This is a genomic window from Pseudomonas sp. 2835, from assembly GCF_050435905.1.
In the GTDB taxonomy this organism is placed as follows: Bacteria; Pseudomonadota; Gammaproteobacteria; order Pseudomonadales; family Pseudomonadaceae; genus Aquipseudomonas.
Genome location: NZ_JBNDLE010000004.1, coordinates 342,861 through 363,697, shown reverse-complemented (window position 1 = coordinate 363,697; position 20,837 = coordinate 342,861). Strand labels below are relative to the sequence as shown.

Here is a 20,837-nt window from a genome sequence, read left to right as displayed (position 1 = left end):
TATTCAGTTCATCAAGACCAACTGGTCAGATTTTACATAGGGACGCGTTACATGTTCACTAACAAGACCATTCTCATCACCGGTGGTACCGGCTCCTTCGGCAATACGTTCGTGCCGATGACACTGGCCAAGTACAACCCCAAGAAGATCATCATCTTCTCGCGTGATGAAATGAAGCAGTGGGACATGGCGAAGAAATTCGAAGGTGATTCCCGCGTGCGCTTCTTCATTGGTGACGTGCGTGACAAGGATCGTCTATACCGGGCGCTGGATGGCGTTGATTACGTGGTGCACGCGGCGGCAACGAAGATTGTTCCGACTGCGGAGTACAACCCGTTCGAATGCATCAAGACCAACATCAATGGTGCAATGAACCTGATCGACGCCTGCATCGACAAGGGCGTGAAGCGGGTCGTGGCGTTGTCCACCGACAAGGCCAGCAGCCCGGTTAACCTGTACGGCGCCACTAAACTGGCTTCCGACAAGCTGTTTGTTGCCGGTAACTCCTACGCTGGCGGCCATGACACGCGCATGTCGGTGGTCCGTTACGGCAACGTGATGGGCTCGCGTGGTTCGGTCATCCCGTTCTTCATGTCGATCAAGGACAAGGGTGAGTTGCCGATCACCGATGAGCGTATGACGCGCTTTATGATCTCCCTGGAAGAGGGCGTGGAACTGGTCTGGCATGCTTTCGAAGATATGGAAGGCGGCGAAATCTATGTGAAGAAGATCCCGTCCATGAAGGTGACCGACCTGGCACGGGTTGTCGCTCCCGAGGCTCGGCAGAAAGTCGTCGGTATCCGCCCGGGCGAGAAACTGCATGAACAGATGATCAGTGCTGAAGACGCTTATTACACCTACGAGTATGCCGAGCACTTCAAGATTCTGCCGGTCATCAATGACTGGGCCAACTGCGAGAAGCGCATCAAGGACGGCAAGAAAGTGCCGGAAGGTTTCGTTTACGCCAGTGACAACAACACGGAGTGGATGAGTGATGCCGATCTGCAAGAGTGGATCACCATCAACAAAGAAAAAATCGGGAGCATCTGAGCCATGATCCCTTATGGTCGCCAGGACATCAGCCAGGCTGATATCGACGCTGTCGTCAGCGTCCTGCAGTCCGACTTTCTCACTCAGGGCCCAATGGTGCCGGAGTTCGAGCAGCGGGTTGCACAGCATGTAGGCGCGCGTCACGCACTTGCGCTCAATAGTGCAACGTCGGCATTGCATGTTGCCTGCCTGGCCCTGGGGCTGGGGCCTGGTGATCGTTTGTGGACTACCCCGGTTACTTTTGTCGCATCGGCAAACTGCGCCTTGTACTGTGGGGCGCAGGTCGATTTCGTGGACATCGACCCACGCACCTATAACCTCTGCGCACAAGCCCTGGCGCGCAAGTTGGAGCTGGCGGAGCAAGCGGGGACGCTGCCCAAGGTTGTGGTCCCGGTGCATCTTTGTGGTCAGCCCTGCGACATGCAGGCGATCCATGCGTTGGCCGTGCGATACGGATTCAAAGTCATCGAAGATGCCTCGCATGCCATTGGTGGTCAATACCAGGGCGAGTTCATCGGTAACGGCAAGTACAGTGACATTACTGTGTTCAGCTTCCATCCGGTGAAGATCATCACCACCGCCGAAGGCGGTATGGCGGTCACCAACGACGACGCATTGGCACAAAAGATGGCCTTGCTGCGCAGCCATGGCATCACCCGCGACCCGCAACAGATGACCCATGAAGCTGATGGGCCCTGGTACTACCAGCAGATCGATCTGGGTTTCAACTACCGCATGACCGAACTGCAGGCGGCCTTAGGTGTGAGCCAGATGCAGCGCCTCGATCAGTTCATCGCTCGCCGGCATGAACTTGCGGCGCGCTACAATGGACTGCTGGCAGCATTACCGCTGACCCTGCCGTGGCAGCATCCAGACAGTTATTCCGGCTTGCACCTGTATGTGATTCGCCTGCAACTGGACAAGATCGACAAGACCCATCGCCAGGTTTTCGAGTCGTTGCGTGAGCAGGGTATCGGAGTCAATCTTCACTACATTCCGGTACATACCCAGCCTTACTACACCGCCATGGGATTTGCCCGCGGCGATTTCCCTGAAGCTGAAGCCTATTACCGGGACGCCATCAGCATCCCGATGTTCCAGACCATGAGCGAATCTCAGCAGGACGTGGTCGTCGCTGCACTGACCAAGGCCTTGCAGGCATGAAACTGGCGGTCATTCCCGCCCGTGGCGGCAGCAAGCGTATTGCGCGCAAGAACATCAAGATGTTCTGCGGCAAGCCGATGATCGCCTGGTCGATCGAGGCCGCCCTCAATAGCGGTGTTTTTGACCGGGTGATCGTCTCGACCGACGATCTGGAGATCGCCGAGGTGGCCCGCCAGTCCGGGGCACAGGTGCCATTTATCCGTCCCGCGCAACTGGCTGACGATCACAGCGGCACAGTGCCGGTGATTCAGCATGCCATTGAGTGGTTCGAACAGGACGGGCAGCAGATCGATTACCTGTGCTGCCTTTACGCAACGGCACCCTTTGTAAGGCCCGAGGATTTGCAGGCAGGGCTCGACGCCTTGATCCGTGAACAATGCGATTTTGCCTTTGCCGTTACCCGCTATGCATTTCCTGTCCAGCGGGCAGTACGGATCAACACCCAGGGCCGGATTGAAATGATCTATCCGGAGCAATTCAATACCCGCTCGCAAGATCTACAGGAAACCTTTCATGACGCTGGCCAGTTCTATTGGGGGCGTACGCAGGCCTGGCGGTTGGGCAAGCCCGTGTTTGGGCCCGGCTCGGTACCGGTAGTGCTGCCAGGCCACAGGGTCCAGGATATCGACACGCTTGAAGATTGGGTTCGGGCTGAATGGATGTTCCGGGAAATGAACCGGTAAACCTTGATCCGGCTCAGGAGTCGCGAAAGGGCTTTCAGGGTAAGTTGCCAGGGTTGTTGTGATGCTGCGTAAGATCATTGAGGTAGGCGGGTGGATCGATTGAAAGTTGTGTTCCGTGCAGACGCCTCCGTCGAGATTGGCATCGGGCATGTCATGCGCTGCCTGACCCTGGCTGATGAGCTGACTGCACAGGGCGCGCACTGTCACTTCATTTGCCGGGCGCATACCGGGAATCTGATCGAGCAGATCAGGTCCCGCGGCTATCAGGTCCATCCGCTGCAAGTGGTGACCGGCATTGCCGGCAATCCGGGGGCAGACCGCGGAATCTACGGTTATTGGCTGGGGGCCAGCCAAGCAGAGGATGCGGCTGCTTGTGGTGCGCTGCTTGAAAGTATCAGGCCGGACTGGCTGGTTGTTGATCATTACGCTCTGGACCAGCAATGGGAGGGCAGTCTTGCGGGGTTGTCCCGCAAGTTGATGGTCATAGACGACCTAGCCGATCGAGCCCATCAGTGCGACCTGTTGCTTGATCAGTCGTTGGGACGTTCGCCTCAGGATTATTGCCGATGGGTGCCTGCGCACTGCAGGTTACTGTGCGGTGTACAGCATGCATTGCTGCGACCGGATTTTTCCGCGTTGCGGGGCGATAGCCTGCAGCGCCGGGCGGCATTTGCCCTCAGGAACGTGTTGATCACCATGGGTGGCGTCGATAAGGACAACGTCACGGGACGCATTTTATCGGTCCTGGAAACGCTTTCCCTGGCCACTATCTCCCGGGTAACCGTAGTGATGGGGGCTACCGCGCCCTGGCTCGAACAGGTTCGTGCCCAAGCCCGGACCCTGCCATTCAGCACCGAGGTCAAGACCAATGTCAGCAACATGGCAGAGCTGATGGCTGCCTCTGACCTTGCTATCGGTGCGGCCGGTGCAACCTCATGGGAGCGTTGCTGCCTGGGTTTGCCGACGCTGATGGTTGTGCTGGCGGAAAATCAGGTATTTGCCGCCCGACAACTGGCAGCTACCGGCGCCGTGCTGACGCTGGCGCTGGATGAGACTCTGGGCCGCGACCTTGCCCGGTATCTGGAACAGGCGAGTGGGGATCCGTCCATGTTGGAACAAATGAGCCAGCAGGCACGAAAGATTGTCGACGGCTCCGGCTGCCGGGTCGTCGCGCAGGTTATGGCTGAATCGGAAAAGGATTGAACACGTGCAGGCATTTGGAAAACTGCGAAATATCGAGGCTGACGAAGTCGGCCTGATGCTTGAGTGGCGAAACGCACCCGCCGTGCGGGCCAACATGTACACCCGGCATGTAATCAGCGAGCAGGAACACCTGGCATGGTGGCAACGCTTGCAGCAGCGCCAGGACCAGCAGTACTTCATGTACGAGTGGCAGGGGGGGGCTGCGGGGATTGTCGGCTTCACCGACATCGACACCCACAGCGCCAATGCCAGCTGGGCGTTCTATGCCGCCCCGGATGCCTCCAAGGGCACTGGCAGCCGTATGGAGTTTCTCGCGCTGGAGCATGCGTTCAACGTGCTGCAGCTGAACAAGCTCAATTGCGAGGTGCTGGCATTCAACAGTGCCGTCATCAAGCTTCACCAGAAGTTCGCCTTCCAGGTGGAAGGCATTTTTCGCGAGCAGCACCGTGTGGACGACGCGTACGTCGATATATACAGGCTGGCGCTGCTGTCCCGTGAGTGGGATATGCACCGTGATGTCATGCAAGAAAAACTGAATAAATTAATTCGAGGCCAATGATGAATCCGATGATATCCATTGCAGGGCGGGCAATCGGTGCCGCGCATGCGCCTTACATCATTGCCGAGCTGTCTGCCAACCATAATGGCAAGCTCGAAACAGCAATGAGGATCATCGAGGAAGCGAAGAAAGCCGGCGCCGATGCGGTCAAGCTGCAAACTTACACCGCAGATACCATCACGCTGAACAGCGATGCTGAAGAGTTCCGCATTCACGGGGGGCTGTGGGATGGCCGTACCCTGTACGACCTCTATCTGGAGGCGCAGATGCCCTGGGAGTGGCACCAGCCGTTGTTCGAGCATGCCCGCAAACTGGGCATCACCATTTTCAGTTCGCCCTTTGACTTTACTGCCGTCGACTTGCTGGAAAGCCTGAATGCCCCGGCTTACAAGATTGCCTCCTTCGAGGCAATCGACCTGCCATTGATCAAATATGTGGCTGGCACTGGCAAACCCATGATCATTTCTACCGGCATGGCCGATGCCGAAGAGATCAGCGAAGCGATCGAGGCCGCGCGTGAGGGCGGCTGCAAGGAGCTGGCAATTCTTCATTGTGTCAGCGGCTATCCGGCGCCGGCTGCGGAATACAACTTGCGCACCATTCCCGACATGGTTCGCCGTTTTGGTTTGGTCACCGGGCTTTCCGATCACACCCTGGACAACACCACTGCGATTGCCGCCGTTACCTTGGGCGCTTCGATCGTCGAGAAGCATTTCACCCTGGATCGCAAGGGTGGAGGACCGGACGACAGTTTCTCGCTGGAGCCACTGGAGCTCAAGGCGCTGTGTCAGGACAGCAAAACCGCGTGGGCGGCACTGGGTGACGTCAACTACGCGCGCAAATCCAGCGAGCAGGGCAATGTGCAGTTTCGTCGCTCGCTCTACTTCGTCAAGTCACTGGCCGCAGGTGATGTGGTTACCGCCGATGCGATCCGCAGCGTCCGTCCAGGGCGTGGTGTTGCGCCGAAATACTTCGATGACGTTGTTGGCAAGCGAGTAAAGACTGCGGTGCTGGAAAACACACCTGTCGATTTTGCCTCTCTCGATGTTGACTGAATAACCCGGTGCACGCTGGGCTCGAACCCGTAGTTCAAGGAGTTGAAAATGGCTGGGAGTACATTGAAGAAGATTGTCGGAAGGGTCTATCCGTTTCGTCGGCTGGCCTTTTTTACCCAGCGCCTGATCACCAGGCCTGGTCACCGCGAAGCGCTTTCCGAGGTGGCCTGCAAGCGACTTCCAGCCAAGTCTTCTTCGAGCCCATTGCCGCAACATGAACTGGGCGAACTAGGCCGCAACGGTTATGTCATGCTCGACGACCTGGTCACCTCCGACCAGGTTGCCCAGATGAAGGAATACTTCCAGGACAAGCAGGCATTCGACCGCTGGAATGCGGCGTCGGGGTTGTTCGATCCCGCGCATCCGCCTGCAGATTGCCATACCGCGCCATTCCTCAATTCCGATATCGCGCAGTCGCCATGGGCGTTGAAATGGGCCAACGACAGTCGCGTGCTGGCGATTGTTGAAAACTGGCTGGGCGCCAAACCGACATTGTCGAACCTCAGCGTGTGGTGGTCTTACCCCGGTCATGACACCCCACAGGAGGCCGAGTGCTTTCACCGCGATGTTGATGACCTGCGTTTCATCAAGTTGTTTATCTACCTTTCAGATGTCGACGAAGGCGCCGGTCCCCACGTCTTCGTGCCGGGCAGTCACAAACATGATGGTTTCAACAAGATCCGACGTTACAGCGATTCAGAAGTGATCGAGGCCTTTGGTCAAGACGGGATCAAGTACTTTACCGGAGAGCAGGGCAGTGCCTTCCTGGAAAACACCTTTGGCCTGCACAAGGGGCAACTGCCGACGCATAAGCCACGGTTGCTGTTTCAGGCGCAGTATTCACTGCATCCCATAGGTATTTACGAATATGCACCGGTAAGCGTCGAGCTGGGTGCGCCCCTGGATAATTATATCAATCGGTTGTACGTCAAATGAAAGGCACGCTGAAGCGCTTGTTCGAAAGCTTTTTCCGACTGTCGTTGGTCAGGGCGCTGGTGCGCGCGATGATTCATGTGGTTGATCTGCTGGGACGGTTCTGGACCTTTGTCAAAATCAGGGCTGTCGCCGATATTCCACGCGGTAGCAACTGTCACTGGAGTGTCGTCCTGAAGTACCCCGAGAACATCAAGTTTCATGGCCGGGTCATGATCAGTCCCGATTGCGTTATCGGGGCAAAATCACCTGTGCACCTGGGGAGTGAAGTGCGCCTTTCCCAGGGTGTGCATATTGAAACGGCCTCCCTGGATATCAATGGTCCGTTGCCCTATCAGCATGTCTCGAAGCCGGTCTGTATCGAAGACGGGGTCTGGCTGGGCGCGCATTGCATCGTACTGGCCGGGGTAACCATTGGCCGTAACTCAGTGATTGGTGCCGGCGTCGTGGTCAGCAAAAGTGTCCCGGAAAACTCGATCGTAGTCGGATCGGGATTCAGGTTTATCGAGCGGAAAGAAAGCTACTGACCTATGAATATTGTACTGATAGAAAATAGGTACAAGACCTATTTCTGGGATGCGCTGGCCAAGTGCTTCATTGCTGATGGCCATGATGTCCAGTGGATTGTACAGAACCCGCTTTTTGCACCGGCCCATGGTCAGGCCAGGCTGATAGGCTTTCCCCGAGGGAAGGACTTCAGCCCGCTGGGTGGCGACGATCTGTTCACCCGGACACGTCAGTCAGATCGTTTCGTCAATTATTTTGGCGGTCAGCCTACCCACTACCACTACTACCGGCAGGCCATCTGGCAGGCGCTGGATGACGCCAAGCCGGACCTTGTCATCGGCGAAGCCACGCTTTTTCATGAGCTGTTGGCGGTAGAGTGGTGCAAGGCCCACGACGTAGCGTTTTTCCACCCGTCCATGCCTGGCTACCCAGGCGGGCGCTACAGTATCTATGCCGCTGACAGTAAAGAAACGGTTGGCACGTCGTCAGACTGCCCGGCAGACGAAGACTGTTTCGCGTTGGCTGAAGCCATTCGTAAACGTGAAAAAGTACCGGACTACATGCGCCCGGCGCTGCCTTCGGACCCGGGACGGGTGTTTCCGTTGCACGGCTCGTGGCCTAACCGGCTGACGTTGATCAAAAGTTACGTGGGCGGTGAGCGGTTCAATACCCCCTCGCCGGTTAAAAAGTGGCTGCTGGACAGGGCGGTCAAAAGCCGGTTGGCGCGTTGGGCGCAACTCAGTGGCGAGCGCTTCAGCCTGGATGCCGATCAACATTACCTGCTGTACCCAATGCAGATGCAACCCGAATCCAACCTCGACCTGTGGGGGCAGGATTTCCGTAACCAGGCCGAGTTGATTGCAGCGTTGGCACGAGCGCTTCCCGCCCACTGGAAGCTGCTGGTCAAACTTAACCCCAAGACCAAATATGAACTGGACGATGCCCTGCTTGAACAGATCGTATCCGTGGACAATATCATCCCGGTTCCCTACGAAGTCGCAATGGGTTCCCTGCTCGAGCACGTCAAACTGATCTGTACCGTTACCGGGACTATTGCCGTGGAGGCGGTCTTGTCGCGCAAGCCACTGGTTCAATTCGGTCCAGGCGTGCTTGCCGGCGAGCCAGGATACGTACAGTTGAGTGATGTCGAAGGGATTTCGCAGGTTATCCAGGACGTGGAAAGCGGAACATTCACGCTTGCCGACGATGCGGCCAGAACCCAGTTGGTCCGCAAGCTGTATACCACCACCTTTGCCGGGCTGGTCTCCGACCCTGCATCGTTGCCAGCAGTGCTCGACCAGGACAATGTCCGGCTAATTGCAAACAACCTGGTTCGAGTGGCGGAGCAACACAGATGAAACGCACCTTGGCGTCGCTGTTGGGGTTATGCCTGCCAGCATGTGCCCTGAAGAATATGATCCTGCGCGCCCTGGGCTGGCATATCGGTGCCGGGTGCCGAATCGGTTTTTCCTGGATTCGTGCCGAATCGGTCATGCTCGGCGAACGGGTTTCGATTGGCCACGGTAACTACCTGGACTGCAAATGCCTGGTCATGCGGCCGGCGGCTTACATTCAGCACTTCAACCTGGTCAAGGGCGACATCTGGGTGTTCCTGTTGCCGAATGCAGCACTTGGCAACATGAACAAAGTGTACCGGGCACGCCGTGGCGTTACCTGGGGTCGGGCAGTGATGCGGCTTGGGGTCTACTCGAAAATCACCTCGAAACACATCGTCGACTGTACCCGAAGTGTTCGCTTTGGCGATTACTCAACGCTCGCTGGATCGGGCAGCCAGATCTGGACGCATGGTTACATGCACGCGCCTTCGGGCCTGGATCGTTTTCGGGTCGATGGTAGCGTGCGTATCGGTGACAACGTTTACATCGGCTCGATGACAGTGGTCAATGCAGCCGTGTCGATCGCCGATGGGGTTACGGTCGGAGCCGCTTCCTGCGTGTCCAAATCGTTGCTCAAGCCAGGGCTGTATGTCGCGCAGCCGCTGCGCTGGATTCCCCTGGATTATGAGCAGGCCATGGCTCGCCATCCCAAAGTCGAAGTCCAGGGATTGGTGGAGCGGGTCTACAACAAGAAGCCGGGGATCTAGCGTTGCTCATCCATGCCAAGCGGCTGCTGGTACAGGCAGGTCTTTTCGGGTTATCGAAATCAGCGGTGTTGTTCGCGCCGTTTCTCGCTGCCTGGACGTTGAGCAATGCCCAGTATGGTGCGGTTGAGTGGTGGCTATCAGTGTCGATGGCGCTGGGGCCGATGCTTGCGCTGGGCATGCATGGGGTCATCGCCTATGGCACCTTGGGCGGACCTTTGGCCAGTGGTGTGCAAACTGCCACCGCGTATGTGCTTATCGCCTGCGCGACGGTCATGGCTGCGAGTTGGCTGGCATTTCATCTGGTCACGGAGCCCTCGCTGGCTGCTGCCGCGGTTATCGGCTTGCAGAGTGCACTTGTCGTGCTGCAACTGGCAACCTCAGCCCGGCTTAAAGCGTTGGGCAAAGGCGCGGTGGCGTCGATATTCGAGAGTGCCCTGTATCTCACCCTGCTTTTTGGCTTGGCCTCACATTGGCTGGGTGTGGACTTCATGGCCTTCTATGTGCAGGTCATGGCGCTCTGTGGCGTGCTCATGATCGGGGTATTGCTCAAGGTCTCGCAACTGCCCGGGCGTGAGGCGCTGCGTTTGGGTGCGTTGCGTGGAGTATTTCGCCACAGCTACAAGTTCCTGCTGGGAGGGGTGTTGATGGGCGCGTTCATGGGCGGCCCGCGAATAGTGCTCGGGCTAATGGACTCTGATACCACCGTTGCGGCGTTTTCAATTGTATTTCGCTGGCTGTCCATTGCCATTGTCGTGCATCAATTTATCAACACTGTGTTCTTCCGGCGCGTCTATGGCAGTGCGGTCGCATTCAGAAGTGCAGCAATCATGGCTTGCGTGACGCTGGTTGCCCTGGCTGCGGCCGTTATAGCGACAGTGCTCTGGTTTGTTCCCGGGGCCGAACTCGGCCTTCCCTGGCCGTTATCGGAAGATCGCTGGTTGGTAAGAAGCATGGCGCTGGTGATGGTGCTCTGGGCGACCAGCGCAAGCCTTGAAGGCGTTTTGGCCAGTGCGGCACGACCGGGCTTGCAAACCCTGTGCGTCGCCGCTGGGATCAGTGTGTTTGTGCTGTTTGTGGGCATCGGTTACCTGACACCGACGGTCAACTTCAAGGGGTTGATCACGCTGGCCTGGGTCGCCGGCTTTCTGATGATTGTGGGCATGCAACTGTATTGGGCAGTGAAACTCGAACTGTTCACCTTCAGGCTGGAAAACGTATTGAAAGTGGGTTTGCGATGACACCGTTGTTGATAAGGCTTGCGGTGTTTCCGCCCTACCGGATTTTTCTTTGGGGTGGCTTGTGCTGTCTGTTGATCTGGTTTTTTGCCCCGATTGACTACCTGTATGAAGCCGGCCCGTCTTCGCTCTTTATCCTCGTGGCCTATGCCTACCTGTTTCTCCTGGCCCTGTTTTTTTCGGCTGGCTTGACCCGGGCGAAAGTTCTGACGCTTGAATGTGATGCGCGCTCGATTGGCCGCCTGGTGTGGCTTGTCTATGGCCTTGGGAGCGTCGGTTTGGTACTTCGGGTTATCGAACGGATCTTTATCCGGGCCGGCGGCAATATCAGTTCCGACTTTATGGAAAACCGCGAGCTGATTGCCACCGGTGGCTCGGGCAGCATTGCGCTGGTCGGTGCGGTGTTGTCTTCATTCTTTCTATTCTTACCCATCTTCATCTGCATGATGCGGGTGGCCGGCGCGCGCCGCTGGTATCACTTTCCGATGTTGTTCTGCTGCCTGTTGTTTGCCGTTTTCGACATGGTCCTGCAGGGCTCCAGAAGTGGACTGGTGGTGTTCATGGCGACTTCGTTGACTGCTGCACTGATGACCGGATATGTCAGGCTTTCCCTGCGCAACCTGTTGCTTGGCCTTGCACTGGCCGTTGCTTTTATCTGGCTGGGGGGCATGGTCTTCTGGATCCGTACCCAGCAAATGGGTCTGGATCCGGTAGCGTCAATGGAGCTTTCCGGTTATGCCCGATTTGCCCCAGCCAGCGCTCAGGTCGTGGAGTATCTGGGGCAGAACGACAGCTCGGGTCTGGCCGGACTGATTTATGCGCTGACCCACTTTTCTCAATACATCACCCACGGGTTGTACGAGTTTTTCTATCTGGCCTCGTTAGTTGATGGCGCCAGTACCTATGGGCTGCAGAGCTTCTACATTCCCGCCAAGATCATCATGTCGGCCCTGGGTAAAGGGGATATCGAGGAGGTGTTGATTGACGGTGTCATTCGCCCGGGTGTGTACACCACGTTGTTCGGGCCCGTGGTCTATGACTTTGGCATCTGGGGTGGGGCATTGGCGTGTGTGATCTTTGCCGTGGCGCTGGGGCTGGTAGCCAGGGCCGTGAGCCGTCAGGGCATTGCCTGGTTGCCGATGTACCTGATTTTTTGTTCGTTCTTGCCGTTCTTTCTGGTCGTCAATCTGTTTGTCAGTGGTATCGGACAGTACGCAATGATTGCCGCAGTACTCCTGGGATTGATACTCCGCGTGTTCTATTCAACGCTGTTCAAAGCGTCTGACGCGGTGTAACAGGCAGTCGCGGCAACACATTGATTTTTTGAAAATTTGCGATGGTGATGTAGTGAATATCAGGGTAGCGGTTGTTCATGATTGGCTGGTGACATTCGCGGGTGCAGAGAAGGTGTTGGCTGAAATTATCAGTCTCTGGCCTCAGGCAGATCTGTTCTCTGTGGTGGATTTCTTTTCTGACACCGAGCGTAAGAAGATCGGTGGCAAAGTTGCCACGACGACCTTCATCCAGCGTCTTCCACAGGCCCGCAAGCGCTATCAACTGTACTTGCCGTTGATGCCACTGGCGATTGAACAACTGGACCTGTCGGGTTATGACCTGATCATCAGCAGCAGCCACGCGGTGGCCAAAGGGGTGATGACCGGGCCTGACCAGTTGCACATCTGTTATTGCCACTCACCGATCCGCTACGCCTGGGACCTGCAGAACCAGTACCTGATCGAGTCCAACAAGAGTGAAGGGCTCAAGGGCTGGCTGGCCCGTTACCTGCTGTTCAAAATTCGCAACTGGGACGCGCGCACGGCCAACAACGTCGAGCATTTCGTTTCCAACAGCAATTACATCGGCCGCCGTATCGGCAAGGTCTACAAACGTGAGGCGACCACCATCTACCCGGGAGTGGATGTTCAGGATTTTGCGCTCACGCCTGGCAAGGAAGACTTTTACCTGACCGCTTCGCGCATGGTCCCCTATAAAAAAATGGACCTGATTGTCAGGGCCTTCAGTGCCATGCCTGACAAGAAACTGGTGGTGATCGGCGACGGGCCGCAGTTCGATAAAGTCACGCAGGCTGCCGGACCGAATGTGCAGGTGCTGGGGTATCAGCCTTTCGAGGTCCTGCGTGACCATATGCAGCGGTGTCGGGCATTTGTGTTCGCTGCCGAGGAGGATTTTGGCATCACTCCGGTCGAGGCCCAGGCTTGCGGCACGCCGGTCATTGCCTTTGGCAAGGGCGGTGCCCTCGAAACCGTCGTCGAGGGTAAAACCGGGGTGTTCTTCTATCAGCAGACCGAGGCTGCGATTTGTGCCGCCATCAGCCAGTTTGAAAGCGCTGGGGATTTTGATCCGGCAAGCATTCGTGCGCATGCCGAACAATTTGCCCCCGAGATTTTTCGAGAGAGGTTCAAGCGTTTTGTCGATGATAAGTGCCAGACGTTTTTTTCTGGCTGGCGACACCATCAATAACGTGTGATGAAAGCTGGTGCTGTCGAGAGCAGACCAGTAGCCAGTCAACTTCGGGTTGGCTGCATCGATGGCGATCGTGGGCAAAGAACCCAGGCGCCATAGGGCAATAACAAGCAACATTTTTATAGGACTTCCGGGGCGCGGCCAAGAGGCCGTCAGGCTCCGGAATGGGGGAGGATGTTTAGGGTATGGAACTGATCAATCGTTATCAGCCCACGTTTTCAGAGCGCTATCCGGTACCGTTCGTTGTAGCGTTGCTGGATATGTTGATTGTTATTGTGGCCTCCTTGCTTGCCCACGATTATCGATTTACAACGTTTGACATGGCGGGCCGCTACAACACCACGACACTGCTGATCGCGGCGGTTGTTGTCCTGTGTATCACCTTTGGCGGCGGCTATGGATCGCAACGTGGCGTATCCATCTGGCGACAACTGGGCATTCTTCTGGCGTGCTGGTGTCTTGCTGCGGGAATCTTGTTGTCGCTGTCATTCTTCTTGAAAGTGTCGGGTAATTACTCGCGGATATGGTTTTCTTCGACCTTGATTCTGGGCGCAGTATTCAGCCTGTCGTTTCGCGTGATCGTTTATCTGGTCCTGCGCCAGCTGCGATCTTCGGGGATGAACCTGAAGTCTGTTTTGCTGGTAGACACCGGTGGTGAAACGGCACGGCGCCTGAACCGTACACGCAAGTTGAACGAGTTTGGCTTCAAGGTGGCGACTTCCTTCAACTATCGGGCAGACGAAAGCTGGTTGGCCGAGCTGGTCGAACAAGTTGAAAGGCATGGGGCTCATGAAGTCTGGCTGTGCTTGCCGCTTAGCGAGGGCGGCGGCATTCAGGCGGTAATGTACGCCTTGAGGCATCACACGGTGGCAGTACGCTTTATTCCGGAGTGGGGCGATATCCGCTTGCTCAATCATCGTGTCAGCTACATTGCCGGGCTGTATTCGCTGGACTTGAGCTGCAGTCCGATCGACGGGCCGGCGCAGATCGTCAAGCGCCTGGAAGATCTGGTGGTCGGCGGCCTGATCAGTTTGATGATCCTGCCGGTATGTGCCGTCATCGGTATTGTGGTCAAGCTCAGCTCGCCTGGCCCGATGTTGTTCAAGCAGTACCGCACCGGGATCAATGGGGTGCGCTTCAAGGTGTACAAGTTCCGTTCGATGGTCGTCCACGATGACAAGGACGTAACCCAGGCGACGCGCAACGATATGCGTGTGACCAAAGTGGGCGCGTTCTTGCGGCGCACCAGCCTGGACGAACTGCCACAGTTCTTCAATGTCCTTCAGGGGCGCATGTCCTTGGTCGGACCACGTCCTCATGCACTGGTACATAACGAGTATTACAAGGACCTGGTCGAGTCTTATATGCAGCGGCACAAAGTCAAGCCGGGTATCACCGGTTGGGCTCAGGTCAGCGGTTTTCGTGGTGAAACCGACACCCTCGAGAAGATGCAGAAGCGGGTGGAGCATGATCTCTGGTACATCGATAACTGGTCGCTGTGGCTCGACCTGAAGATCATTGCCAGCACCGTGTTCAAGGGGTTTATCAACAAAAATGCGTTCTAGAAGGCGGTTTGATGTGAGTGCTGACCATGGGTAGCTACTGGAATGATGACAATCGTTGGCGGTACCTGACAGGCTGGGTGTTGGCACTGGGCTTGTTCGTGCTGATCAGTGGCAAGGTATGGTTGACCTCAGGGAGCGCGCGTAACAGTCAGGTGTATTTCTTCTTGCTGTTGCCGGCCCTGGTGTATGCAACAGCCGCCATCGCAAGCAGAAAAGTGCGCATGCCTGGTTTGTGCTACTGGATCTGGTCGAGCTACCTGGTGTGGGTCGCCTTATCCGGTTTGTGGGCAACCGGTAGTGAGCGTGATGTTCTGGCGCTGGCCAAGCGCGGTGTGTTCATAGCCTTGTTCATGGCTGCGGTTCACATCCTCGTCAATGGGTCGCCCCAGGTCTTTCGCAAGGCGCTCTACGCTGCGGTCATCGTCGTTGCCCTGGGGGCATTGGCTACGTTGTTCTTTCAGTTCTATTGGCTGGACCGCCCCTTGCACTACCGAGCCTTTCGCCTGGATCGCCTGGGCATCGGCGACTTTGCCAACTATCGCTATCCGGTCGCTGCCGGCATGTTTCATGGCGCTATAGCCAGCTGGGCGTTTGCGCTTGCAGTCGATAGAACAACTTCGTTGCGCAAGGCTGTTGCCTGGTTGGCGGTGTTTCTGGTGCTTGCAGCTTATGTGCTGTTGACCTACGCGCGTGGCGCGTGGATCGGTTTAGCGGCGAGTTGTCTGGTGGCCATTTTGCTCCAGCGTTCAAAACTTGGGTGGTGGATTCTTGGTGCTGGTCTGCTAGTGTCCCTGGGCGTCGCGGTGATCTGGAAAGATCATGTACTCAACGAATTGTTGACGCGTCGTCTCTCCGGGCGTAGTCCCATCTGGGAGTATTTTTTCTCCAGTATGTCCGGCTCCTGGTTAGTCGGGCACGGGCTTGGTACTCCCTTCGCCTATCATTGGCCAGATGGCAAGACGGTGTCACCTCATGCACACAGTCTGTATTTGCAGCAAGTGTATGACAGCGGCCTGATCGCGCTTGGACTGCTATTGGCGGGGTTGGCCTGTGTATTTAAGAAAGCCTGGAGCATGCGCCGTGATCCATTGATCTGCCTTACATTGCCCGCGCTGTGTTATGCACTGATCGTCATGCTGACGGATGTCGAGAGGATCTTCACCCGGCCGGGCGATTACTGGACCATAGTCTGGTTGCCATTGGCAGTGCTGCTTGCCGTTACTGATCAGGGCAAAAACCGCGGAAGTTGCACAGGCAAAGAGTGATCGGCCCTCGTTGCTGATGCCTTCACTACATGAAAAAAGTCGCCCATGGGCGACTTTTTTCAAGGTCTCAAGGCGTCAGTATTCACGCGTCACTGAAGGGTAAAGCTTGACCGCCATTGTCGGTTAGGTACTTGCCAACACTATTGTTGGCGTGACGAAGTACCGAGCCTTCACCGGTAACCCGTACTGAAATGCCACGGGTATTGTCTTCGCTGCAGTGTTCCATCCAGACGGTACGTGAGCCCTGAACACTAAAGTTGATCGAGTGTTCACTCAGGCTGTCTTCGCAATGCACGCCATACCACCAGGAGATCCCCTGGCTAGCGATACTGCCGCCGTCGGCGATGTTCGTGCCAAGCGACTGTCGAATGTCGCAGCCAAGAACTGCCGCCAGGCCGCCGTCGCTCATCGACATGCCATTTTTGCCACTGCGCTGATTGCCATGGGTGTCGATATCCCCGGCATAACGTACTTGAGTGTTGATGGCGATATGTTTAGGTTGCGCGTCATCTTTCTTGCGGGAACTGATGCCATGATCCCGACTGCGATAGATTTCACAGTTGTCTAGAACAACATAGCCGCCTTCGTTGGCGATACCTGAACCCGGGGAATACCAGAACGCGCAGTTCTTGAAGACCGCCTTGGACACCAGGCCAGAGGCATTCAGTACCCACGGCAGGACACCGAGGAACAATATGTTTTCGAAATAGGCTTCACCGCCTTGTACGCGCATTGTGGTAGTGCCGGGCTGGCGATACACAATGCCGAGGATATCTTTCAGTGCGTTGACATTAGTTGCAAGTTTTTTGCTGACATAGAGCGTGCGTTCTTTCTGATCAAAGAACCAGCCTTCCTCGCCAGCATGTTCCAGGTCGGCGAGTTCGCGCAGCGGCTTTGGCCGGGAGTATTCGTCCAGCACATTCGTTACAGTAACGGCCCGTGGATCGGAGCCGGCCGGAATCAACGCGCGGTAAAACTTGCCGCCCTGGGCCCAGTCGAGCGCTTTGGGCTCAGGCCCCGGCGCGCGGACGACGGTCAGCTTGCTCAGGTCAAACGGGCCCTGGTTTGGATTGCTGGCGCCAATGAAACTGCGAGCACTGGCACCCGAGCCGTTGTCGATGCGGATCTGGAAAGGATCATGCGCGCCGGCTGCCAGCGACTCGGCATCGGCCGACGGCAGCATGGAAATCTTGTCCATGATTTTGGCCGCGTCTTTACTTACTGCGACAGTTCCATCGGCATTCAGGGCCAGCAAGTCAAACGGCAGCCAGTCCATGCCGGTTGGTGTTTTAAGTGCATTCGAAGAACCAGAAACAATAACTTTCGTGGCGATCCCTGCCAGGGCAACCACGCCCAGGCCAACAATAAATTCCCTTCTACGCATTTGACTCCCCCTCACAAAGTGCGCGGGAGTTTACTACATCTGTTGTAGTGGGGCGCGTTTGCACAAGCGTTTGTGCTACAGCTACGCTCGAATTCTGTTGAGACTTGTTTGGTAAAACAATCCGCTGTGGACACATTTGCGCCGACTCTCTTGCCGGTCTAGGTTTCGGTAGCAGCCAAGGAAATGCTGCTCTGCAAATTCATAACCAAGGAGTTTCCCCATGCGCAACACCGTCCTGTCGTACCTCTTTCTGCCACTGTTTACTGCCGTCTCGCTTTCGGCAATGGCGACGCAACCACAAGTCGAGCCGACGGCCGCCATGGTCACTTTGCCGGTTGCCAAGCTCGACTTGAACCAGGCCGATGCCACAACCCTGCAAACCACCCTGACCGGCATTGGCAAAACCAAAGCCGAAGCCATCGTCGCCTACCGTGATGAGCACGGCGCCTTCACCTCGGTGGATGAACTGCTCGAAATCAAGGGTATTGGCAAGGCCCTGCTGGATCGCAATCGGGACAAGCTCACGGTCAATTGATCACCCACAGGGAAGGAGCCGGTCATTGACCGGCTTTTTCTTGGCTGTGCGATGCCTTTGGTCGGCTCGGGTTGATAAAATATTATGATAATAATATTTTTATCTGGCGCACTTGTTCCTCTCTTTCGTCGAGCCTTTGGAGATCACTGTCATGTCGGATTCTTCATCAACCACTACGGCACTGGTCACCGGTGCATCGTCAGGAATCGGTGCTGTCTACGCCGAGCGCCTGGCTGCACGCGGGCACGACCTGCTTCTGGTCGCACGGGACGGCCAACGCCTGCAGGCGCTGGCGAATGAGTTGCAGGCTCGTCATGGCGTAAATGTCGAAGTGCTGACTGCGGACCTTGTCGAAGCCGCCGACCTTGCCCGGGTCGAGAAGCGTCTGCGTGACGACCACAGCATTGCGGTAGTGGTCAACAATGCCGGCATCGCCCTGCATGGCACCCTGGCAGAGGTTACCGCGCAACAGATCGATGCATTGGTCGCACTCAATATTGTCGCTGTCACCCGCCTGGCTTCTGCTGCTGCGGCTCAGTTCGCCAACGCCGGCCGGGGGACCCTCATCAACATCGCTTCAGTCGTGGCCCTGGCGCCGGAAATGTTCAACGCCGTCTACAGCGCGAGCAAGGCCTATGTCCTGAGTCTGACCCAGACGCTGAGCGGTGAGTTGAAAGACAAGGGGATACAGGTTCAGGCTGTACTGCCCGGGGTGACCCGTACGGAAATCTTCGAGCGTTCAGGCCTTGACGTGAACCAGATCGACCCGCAGATGGTGATGGAAGTAGGGGAGATGGTTGACGCGGCACTGAGCGGGCTGGACCAGAACGAGCTGGTGACCATTCCTTCATTGCCGCTAGCGGCGGATTGGCAGGCATACATTAAGGCGCGGGATGCGCTGGGGCCGAATCTTTCGCGCAGTTCGGCGGCGGCGCGCTACAAGTAACGCCGTGCGTTGCCGGGCCGTACAGAAGGCTCAACGATCCTGCGCATCCTTGGCATCCATCTCGGCATTGCGCTCATGCACGCGTTTAAGCTGCTCCTCGGTCAGGGGCAGCTTTTTCGCGGTGTCGCGCAACAGCATCAGGCCACCGACGATGGAGCCAATCGCGAGCACCAGAATCAACCAGGCATACCAGGGCATGTAATTCTCCTTTTAAACAGCTAATGACGCGGCTTCATAAAATTGGAGCCAAGGCATCATTCATTGGTTCAATTATAGGAGCAGGGGCGGGACACGGCCATTTCGCGATCATCGGCCCCCCACGGGCCGCCGCTTCGTTTACAATGCGCGCCGTTCAAGACTTGCCAAGAGACCCGCCCATGTCCGCCTGCCAGACGCCCATCATCGTCGCCCTGGATTTCCCTACCCGTGACGCCGCCCTGAAGCTGGCCGATCAGCTCGATCCTGCCCTGTGCCGGGTCAAGGTCGGCAAGGAGCTGTTCACCAGCAGCGCATCGGGCATTGTCGAAACCCTGGTCGAGAAGGGCTTCGAAGTGTTTCTCGACCTGAAATTCCACGATATCCCCAACACCACCGCCATGGCCGTCAAGGCCGCCGCGGAGATGGGCGTGTGGATGGTCAACGTGCACTGCTCCGGTGGCCTGCGCATGATGTCGGCCTGCCGTGAGGTCCTGGCCCAGCGTAGCGGCCCGCAGCCGCTGCTGATCGGCGTGACCGTGCTGACCAGTATGGAGCGTGAAGACCTGGCTGGTATCGGCCTGGACATCGAGCCGCAGGAGCAGGTGCTGCGCCTGGCGGCCCTGGCCGAGAAGGCCGGCATGGACGGCCTGGTGTGCTCGGCCCTGGAGGCGCCGGCGCTGAAGGCCGCGCACCCGTCGTTGCAGCTGGTGACCCCGGGGATTCGCCCGGCCGGTAGCGCCCAGGACGACCAGCGCCGCATCCTGACCCCGCGCCAGGCCCTGGATGCCGGCTCCGACTACCTGGTGATCGGTCGCCCGATCAGCCAGGCCGCCGACCCTGCCCAGGCACTGGCGGCAGTGGTCGCCGAGATCAGGGCTTAAGCACCAGCTTGCCGAAATTTTCCCCGCTGAACAGCTTCAACAGTGTCTCGGGGAAGGTTTCCAGCCCTTCGACCACATCCTCCTTGCTCTTCACCTTGCCGGTTGCCAGCCAGCCGGCGATCTCCTGAGCCGCCTTGCCGTAGTTGGCGGCATGGTCCATGACCACGAAGCCTTCCATGCGTGCACGGTTGACCAACAGTGACAGGTAGTTGGCCGGGCCTTTGACCGCCTGCTTGTTGTTGTACTGGCTGATGGCGCCGCAGATGATCACCCGCGCCTTGAAGTTCAGGCGGCTGAGCACGGCATCGAGAATCTCGCCGCCGACGTTGTCGAAAAACACATCGACGCCTTTCGGGCATTCGCGCTTGAGGCCTTCCAGGACGTCTTCGGCCTTGTAATCGATGACCCCGTCAAAGCCCAGTTCTCCCTTGAGGTACTGGCACTTTTCGCTGCTCCCGGCAATGCCCACTACGCGGCAACCCTTGAGCTTGGCGATCTGACCGGCAATGCTGCCGACGGCGCCCGCGGCACCGGAGATCACCACGGTTTCACCTTCTTTCGGGGTGCCGACGTCGAGCAGGGCGAAGTAGGCGGTCATGCCGGTCATGCCCAGGGCGGACAGGTAGCGCGGCAGCGGCGCCAGTTTCGGGTCGATCTTGTAGAAGCCCTGGGGCTCGCCGACAAAATAGTCCTGGATACCCAGGGCGCCGTTGACGTGATCGCCGACGGCGTAGCCCGGGTGTTTCGAGGCAATTACTTCGCCGACACCCAGGGCGCGCATCACCTGGCCCAGGGCCACGGGCGGAATATACGACTTGCCTTCGTTCATCCAGCCGCGCATGGCCGGGTCCAGGGATAAATACAGGTTTTTTACCAGAATCTGGCCTTCGCCAGGTTCGCTCACCGGCACCTGTTCGTAGCTGAAGTCGTCGCGGGTCACGGCGCCGGTCGGGCGTTTGGCCAGGAGGAAGCGGCGATTGGTCTGGGCAGTCATGGCAAGGTTCTCGTGTGAAGGGCAATGCTTGTTGATAGACCCTGATTGGCTCTACGGCAAGGTCTACCCGCCTGGCGAATGCACCCTGATCC

Annotated in this window: 21 protein-coding genes; 18 read left to right on the top strand and 3 right to left on the bottom strand. The window is 57.3% G+C overall.

The genetic code is table 11. The features are described 5' to 3' along the window. The first annotated feature begins 51 nt into the window (after positions 1–51). The 15 genes from pseB to ABIE20_RS07975 all read left to right on the top strand — a co-directional run bounded on the left by pseB (position 52) and on the right by ABIE20_RS07975 (position 15,807). A complete protein-coding gene (gene pseB, locus ABIE20_RS08045) occupies positions 52–1,050 on the top strand; it encodes a UDP-N-acetylglucosamine 4,6-dehydratase (inverting) (RefSeq protein WP_045195347.1) in 999 nt (332 codons plus the stop codon). Positions 1,051–1,053: 3 nt separating this feature from the next. Continuing rightward, positions 1,054–2,214, top strand: coding sequence for a UDP-4-amino-4,6-dideoxy-N-acetyl-beta-L-altrosamine transaminase (gene pseC, locus ABIE20_RS08040; RefSeq protein ID WP_429504184.1), 1,161 nt, complete (start codon positions 1,054–1,056; stop codon positions 2,212–2,214). Continuing rightward, complete coding sequence (pseF, locus tag ABIE20_RS08035; protein WP_045195343.1) at positions 2,211–2,897, top strand: pseudaminic acid cytidylyltransferase; 687 nt, start codon at positions 2,211–2,213, stop codon at positions 2,895–2,897. The genes pseC and pseF overlap by 4 nt, the downstream gene beginning before the upstream one ends. Positions 2,898–2,987: 90 nt before the next feature. Continuing rightward, entirely contained in the window at positions 2,988–4,100 is a 1,113-nt protein-coding gene (gene pseG, locus ABIE20_RS08030) for a UDP-2,4-diacetamido-2,4,6-trideoxy-beta-L-altropyranose hydrolase (protein ID WP_429504182.1), read from the top strand. Positions 4,101–4,104: 4 nt separating this feature from the next. Continuing rightward, positions 4,105–4,659, top strand: coding sequence for a UDP-4-amino-4,6-dideoxy-N-acetyl-beta-L-altrosamine N-acetyltransferase (gene pseH / locus ABIE20_RS08025; protein ID WP_429504180.1), 555 nt, complete (start codon positions 4,105–4,107; stop codon positions 4,657–4,659). Then, positions 4,656–5,714, top strand: a complete 1,059-nt coding sequence (gene pseI / locus ABIE20_RS08020; RefSeq protein ID WP_249744407.1) for a pseudaminic acid synthase — start codon at positions 4,656–4,658, stop codon at positions 5,712–5,714. Before pseH ends, pseI begins: the two co-directional genes overlap by 4 nt. A 48-nt stretch (positions 5,715–5,762) precedes the next feature. Next, positions 5,763–6,650: a phytanoyl-CoA dioxygenase family protein gene (locus tag ABIE20_RS08015; protein WP_213603520.1), complete on the top strand. Its 888-nt coding sequence runs from the start codon at positions 5,763–5,765 to the stop codon at positions 6,648–6,650. After that, the gene (locus ABIE20_RS08010; protein WP_429504177.1) at positions 6,647–7,174 is read left to right on the top strand and encodes an acyltransferase; all 528 of its coding nucleotides are present in this window, start codon (positions 6,647–6,649) and stop codon (positions 7,172–7,174) included. Before ABIE20_RS08015 ends, ABIE20_RS08010 begins: the two co-directional genes overlap by 4 nt. A 3-nt stretch (positions 7,175–7,177) precedes the next feature. Beyond that, positions 7,178–8,512 carry a hypothetical protein gene (locus tag ABIE20_RS08005; protein ID WP_429504175.1) on the top strand — a complete coding sequence of 445 codons (1,335 nt, stop codon included), beginning with the start codon at positions 7,178–7,180 and terminating at the stop codon, positions 8,510–8,512. After that, a complete protein-coding gene (locus tag ABIE20_RS08000) occupies positions 8,509–9,258 on the top strand; it encodes an acyltransferase (RefSeq protein WP_429504173.1) in 750 nt (249 codons plus the stop codon). The genes ABIE20_RS08005 and ABIE20_RS08000 overlap by 4 nt, the downstream gene beginning before the upstream one ends. 2 nt (positions 9,259–9,260) lie before the next feature. Beyond that, positions 9,261–10,496 carry a hypothetical protein gene (locus tag ABIE20_RS07995; RefSeq protein WP_429504171.1) on the top strand — a complete coding sequence of 412 codons (1,236 nt, stop codon included), beginning with the start codon at positions 9,261–9,263 and terminating at the stop codon, positions 10,494–10,496. Next, positions 10,493–11,788 (top strand): hypothetical protein, encoded by a 1,296-nt coding sequence (locus ABIE20_RS07990; RefSeq protein WP_429504170.1) that lies wholly within the window; start codon positions 10,493–10,495, stop codon positions 11,786–11,788. Before ABIE20_RS07995 ends, ABIE20_RS07990 begins: the two co-directional genes overlap by 4 nt. A 58-nt stretch (positions 11,789–11,846) precedes the next feature. After that, positions 11,847–12,974 carry a glycosyltransferase family 4 protein gene (locus ABIE20_RS07985; protein ID WP_429504281.1) on the top strand — a complete coding sequence of 376 codons (1,128 nt, stop codon included), beginning with the start codon at positions 11,847–11,849 and terminating at the stop codon, positions 12,972–12,974. A 194-nt stretch (positions 12,975–13,168) separates the two neighbouring features. Beyond that, positions 13,169–14,542, top strand: coding sequence for an undecaprenyl-phosphate glucose phosphotransferase (locus ABIE20_RS07980; protein ID WP_093387385.1), 1,374 nt, complete (start codon positions 13,169–13,171; stop codon positions 14,540–14,542). 26 nt (positions 14,543–14,568) lie between these two features. Beyond that, positions 14,569–15,807 (top strand): O-antigen ligase family protein, encoded by a 1,239-nt coding sequence (locus ABIE20_RS07975; protein ID WP_429504168.1) that lies wholly within the window; start codon positions 14,569–14,571, stop codon positions 15,805–15,807. A gap of 82 nt (positions 15,808–15,889) precedes the next feature. Here the strand turns inward: ABIE20_RS07975 and ABIE20_RS07970 are convergent, their stop codons facing one another. Beyond that, a complete protein-coding gene (locus ABIE20_RS07970; RefSeq protein WP_429504167.1) occupies positions 15,890–17,191 on the bottom strand; it encodes a hypothetical protein in 1,302 nt (433 codons plus the stop codon). A 220-nt stretch (positions 17,192–17,411) separates the two neighbouring features. On the opposite strand from ABIE20_RS07970, the gene ABIE20_RS07965 reads away from it, so the two are divergent. After that, the gene (locus ABIE20_RS07965) at positions 17,412–17,726 is read left to right on the top strand and encodes a ComEA family DNA-binding protein (RefSeq protein WP_429504165.1); all 315 of its coding nucleotides are present in this window, start codon (positions 17,412–17,414) and stop codon (positions 17,724–17,726) included. Positions 17,727–17,877: 151 nt separating this feature from the next. Continuing rightward, entirely contained in the window at positions 17,878–18,672 is a 795-nt protein-coding gene (locus ABIE20_RS07960) for an SDR family NAD(P)-dependent oxidoreductase (RefSeq protein WP_429504163.1), read from the top strand. Positions 18,673–18,702: 30 nt separating this feature from the next. On the opposite strand, the gene ABIE20_RS07955 is transcribed toward ABIE20_RS07960, so the two are convergent. Beyond that, entirely contained in the window at positions 18,703–18,870 is a 168-nt protein-coding gene (locus tag ABIE20_RS07955) for a DUF2897 family protein (RefSeq protein WP_010224101.1), read from the bottom strand. A 179-nt stretch (positions 18,871–19,049) separates the two neighbouring features. Here ABIE20_RS07955 and pyrF point away from each other — a divergent pair, with 179 nt between their 5' ends. Further along, a complete protein-coding gene (pyrF, locus tag ABIE20_RS07950; RefSeq protein WP_038994059.1) occupies positions 19,050–19,751 on the top strand; it encodes an orotidine-5'-phosphate decarboxylase in 702 nt (233 codons plus the stop codon). Here the strand turns inward: pyrF and ABIE20_RS07945 are convergent. Then, the gene (locus ABIE20_RS07945) at positions 19,741–20,745 is read right to left on the bottom strand and encodes an NADP-dependent oxidoreductase (RefSeq protein WP_429504161.1); all 1,005 of its coding nucleotides are present in this window, start codon (positions 20,743–20,745) and stop codon (positions 19,741–19,743) included. The genes pyrF and ABIE20_RS07945 overlap by 11 nt on opposite strands. Positions 20,746–20,837 lie beyond the last annotated feature (92 nt).

Coding starts and splice junctions, on each gene's coding strand:
- pseF (WP_045195343.1), top strand. CDS start 2,211: ATGAAACTGGCGGTCATTCCCGCCCGTGGCGGCAGCAAGCGTATTGCG.
- ABIE20_RS07945 (WP_429504161.1), bottom strand. CDS start 20,745: ATGACTGCCCAGACCAATCGCCGCTTCCTCCTGGCCAAACGCCCGACC.
- ABIE20_RS07965 (WP_429504165.1), top strand. CDS start 17,412: ATGCGCAACACCGTCCTGTCGTACCTCTTTCTGCCACTGTTTACTGCC.
- ABIE20_RS07955 (WP_010224101.1), bottom strand. CDS start 18,870: ATGCCCTGGTATGCCTGGTTGATTCTGGTGCTCGCGATTGGCTCCATC.
- pseC (WP_429504184.1), top strand. CDS start 1,054: ATGATCCCTTATGGTCGCCAGGACATCAGCCAGGCTGATATCGACGCT.
- ABIE20_RS07975 (WP_429504168.1), top strand. CDS start 14,569: ATGGGTAGCTACTGGAATGATGACAATCGTTGGCGGTACCTGACAGGC.
- ABIE20_RS08010 (WP_429504177.1), top strand. CDS start 6,647: ATGAAAGGCACGCTGAAGCGCTTGTTCGAAAGCTTTTTCCGACTGTCG.
- ABIE20_RS07990 (WP_429504170.1), top strand. CDS start 10,493: ATGACACCGTTGTTGATAAGGCTTGCGGTGTTTCCGCCCTACCGGATT.
- ABIE20_RS08015 (WP_213603520.1), top strand. CDS start 5,763: ATGGCTGGGAGTACATTGAAGAAGATTGTCGGAAGGGTCTATCCGTTT.
- ABIE20_RS08005 (WP_429504175.1), top strand. CDS start 7,178: ATGAATATTGTACTGATAGAAAATAGGTACAAGACCTATTTCTGGGAT.
- pseB (WP_045195347.1), top strand. CDS start 52: ATGTTCACTAACAAGACCATTCTCATCACCGGTGGTACCGGCTCCTTC.
- ABIE20_RS08000 (WP_429504173.1), top strand. CDS start 8,509: ATGAAACGCACCTTGGCGTCGCTGTTGGGGTTATGCCTGCCAGCATGT.
- pseI (WP_249744407.1), top strand. CDS start 4,656: ATGATGAATCCGATGATATCCATTGCAGGGCGGGCAATCGGTGCCGCG.
- pyrF (WP_038994059.1), top strand. CDS start 19,050: ATGTCCGCCTGCCAGACGCCCATCATCGTCGCCCTGGATTTCCCTACC.
- ABIE20_RS07960 (WP_429504163.1), top strand. CDS start 17,878: ATGTCGGATTCTTCATCAACCACTACGGCACTGGTCACCGGTGCATCG.
- ABIE20_RS07970 (WP_429504167.1), bottom strand. CDS start 17,191: ATGCGTAGAAGGGAATTTATTGTTGGCCTGGGCGTGGTTGCCCTGGCA.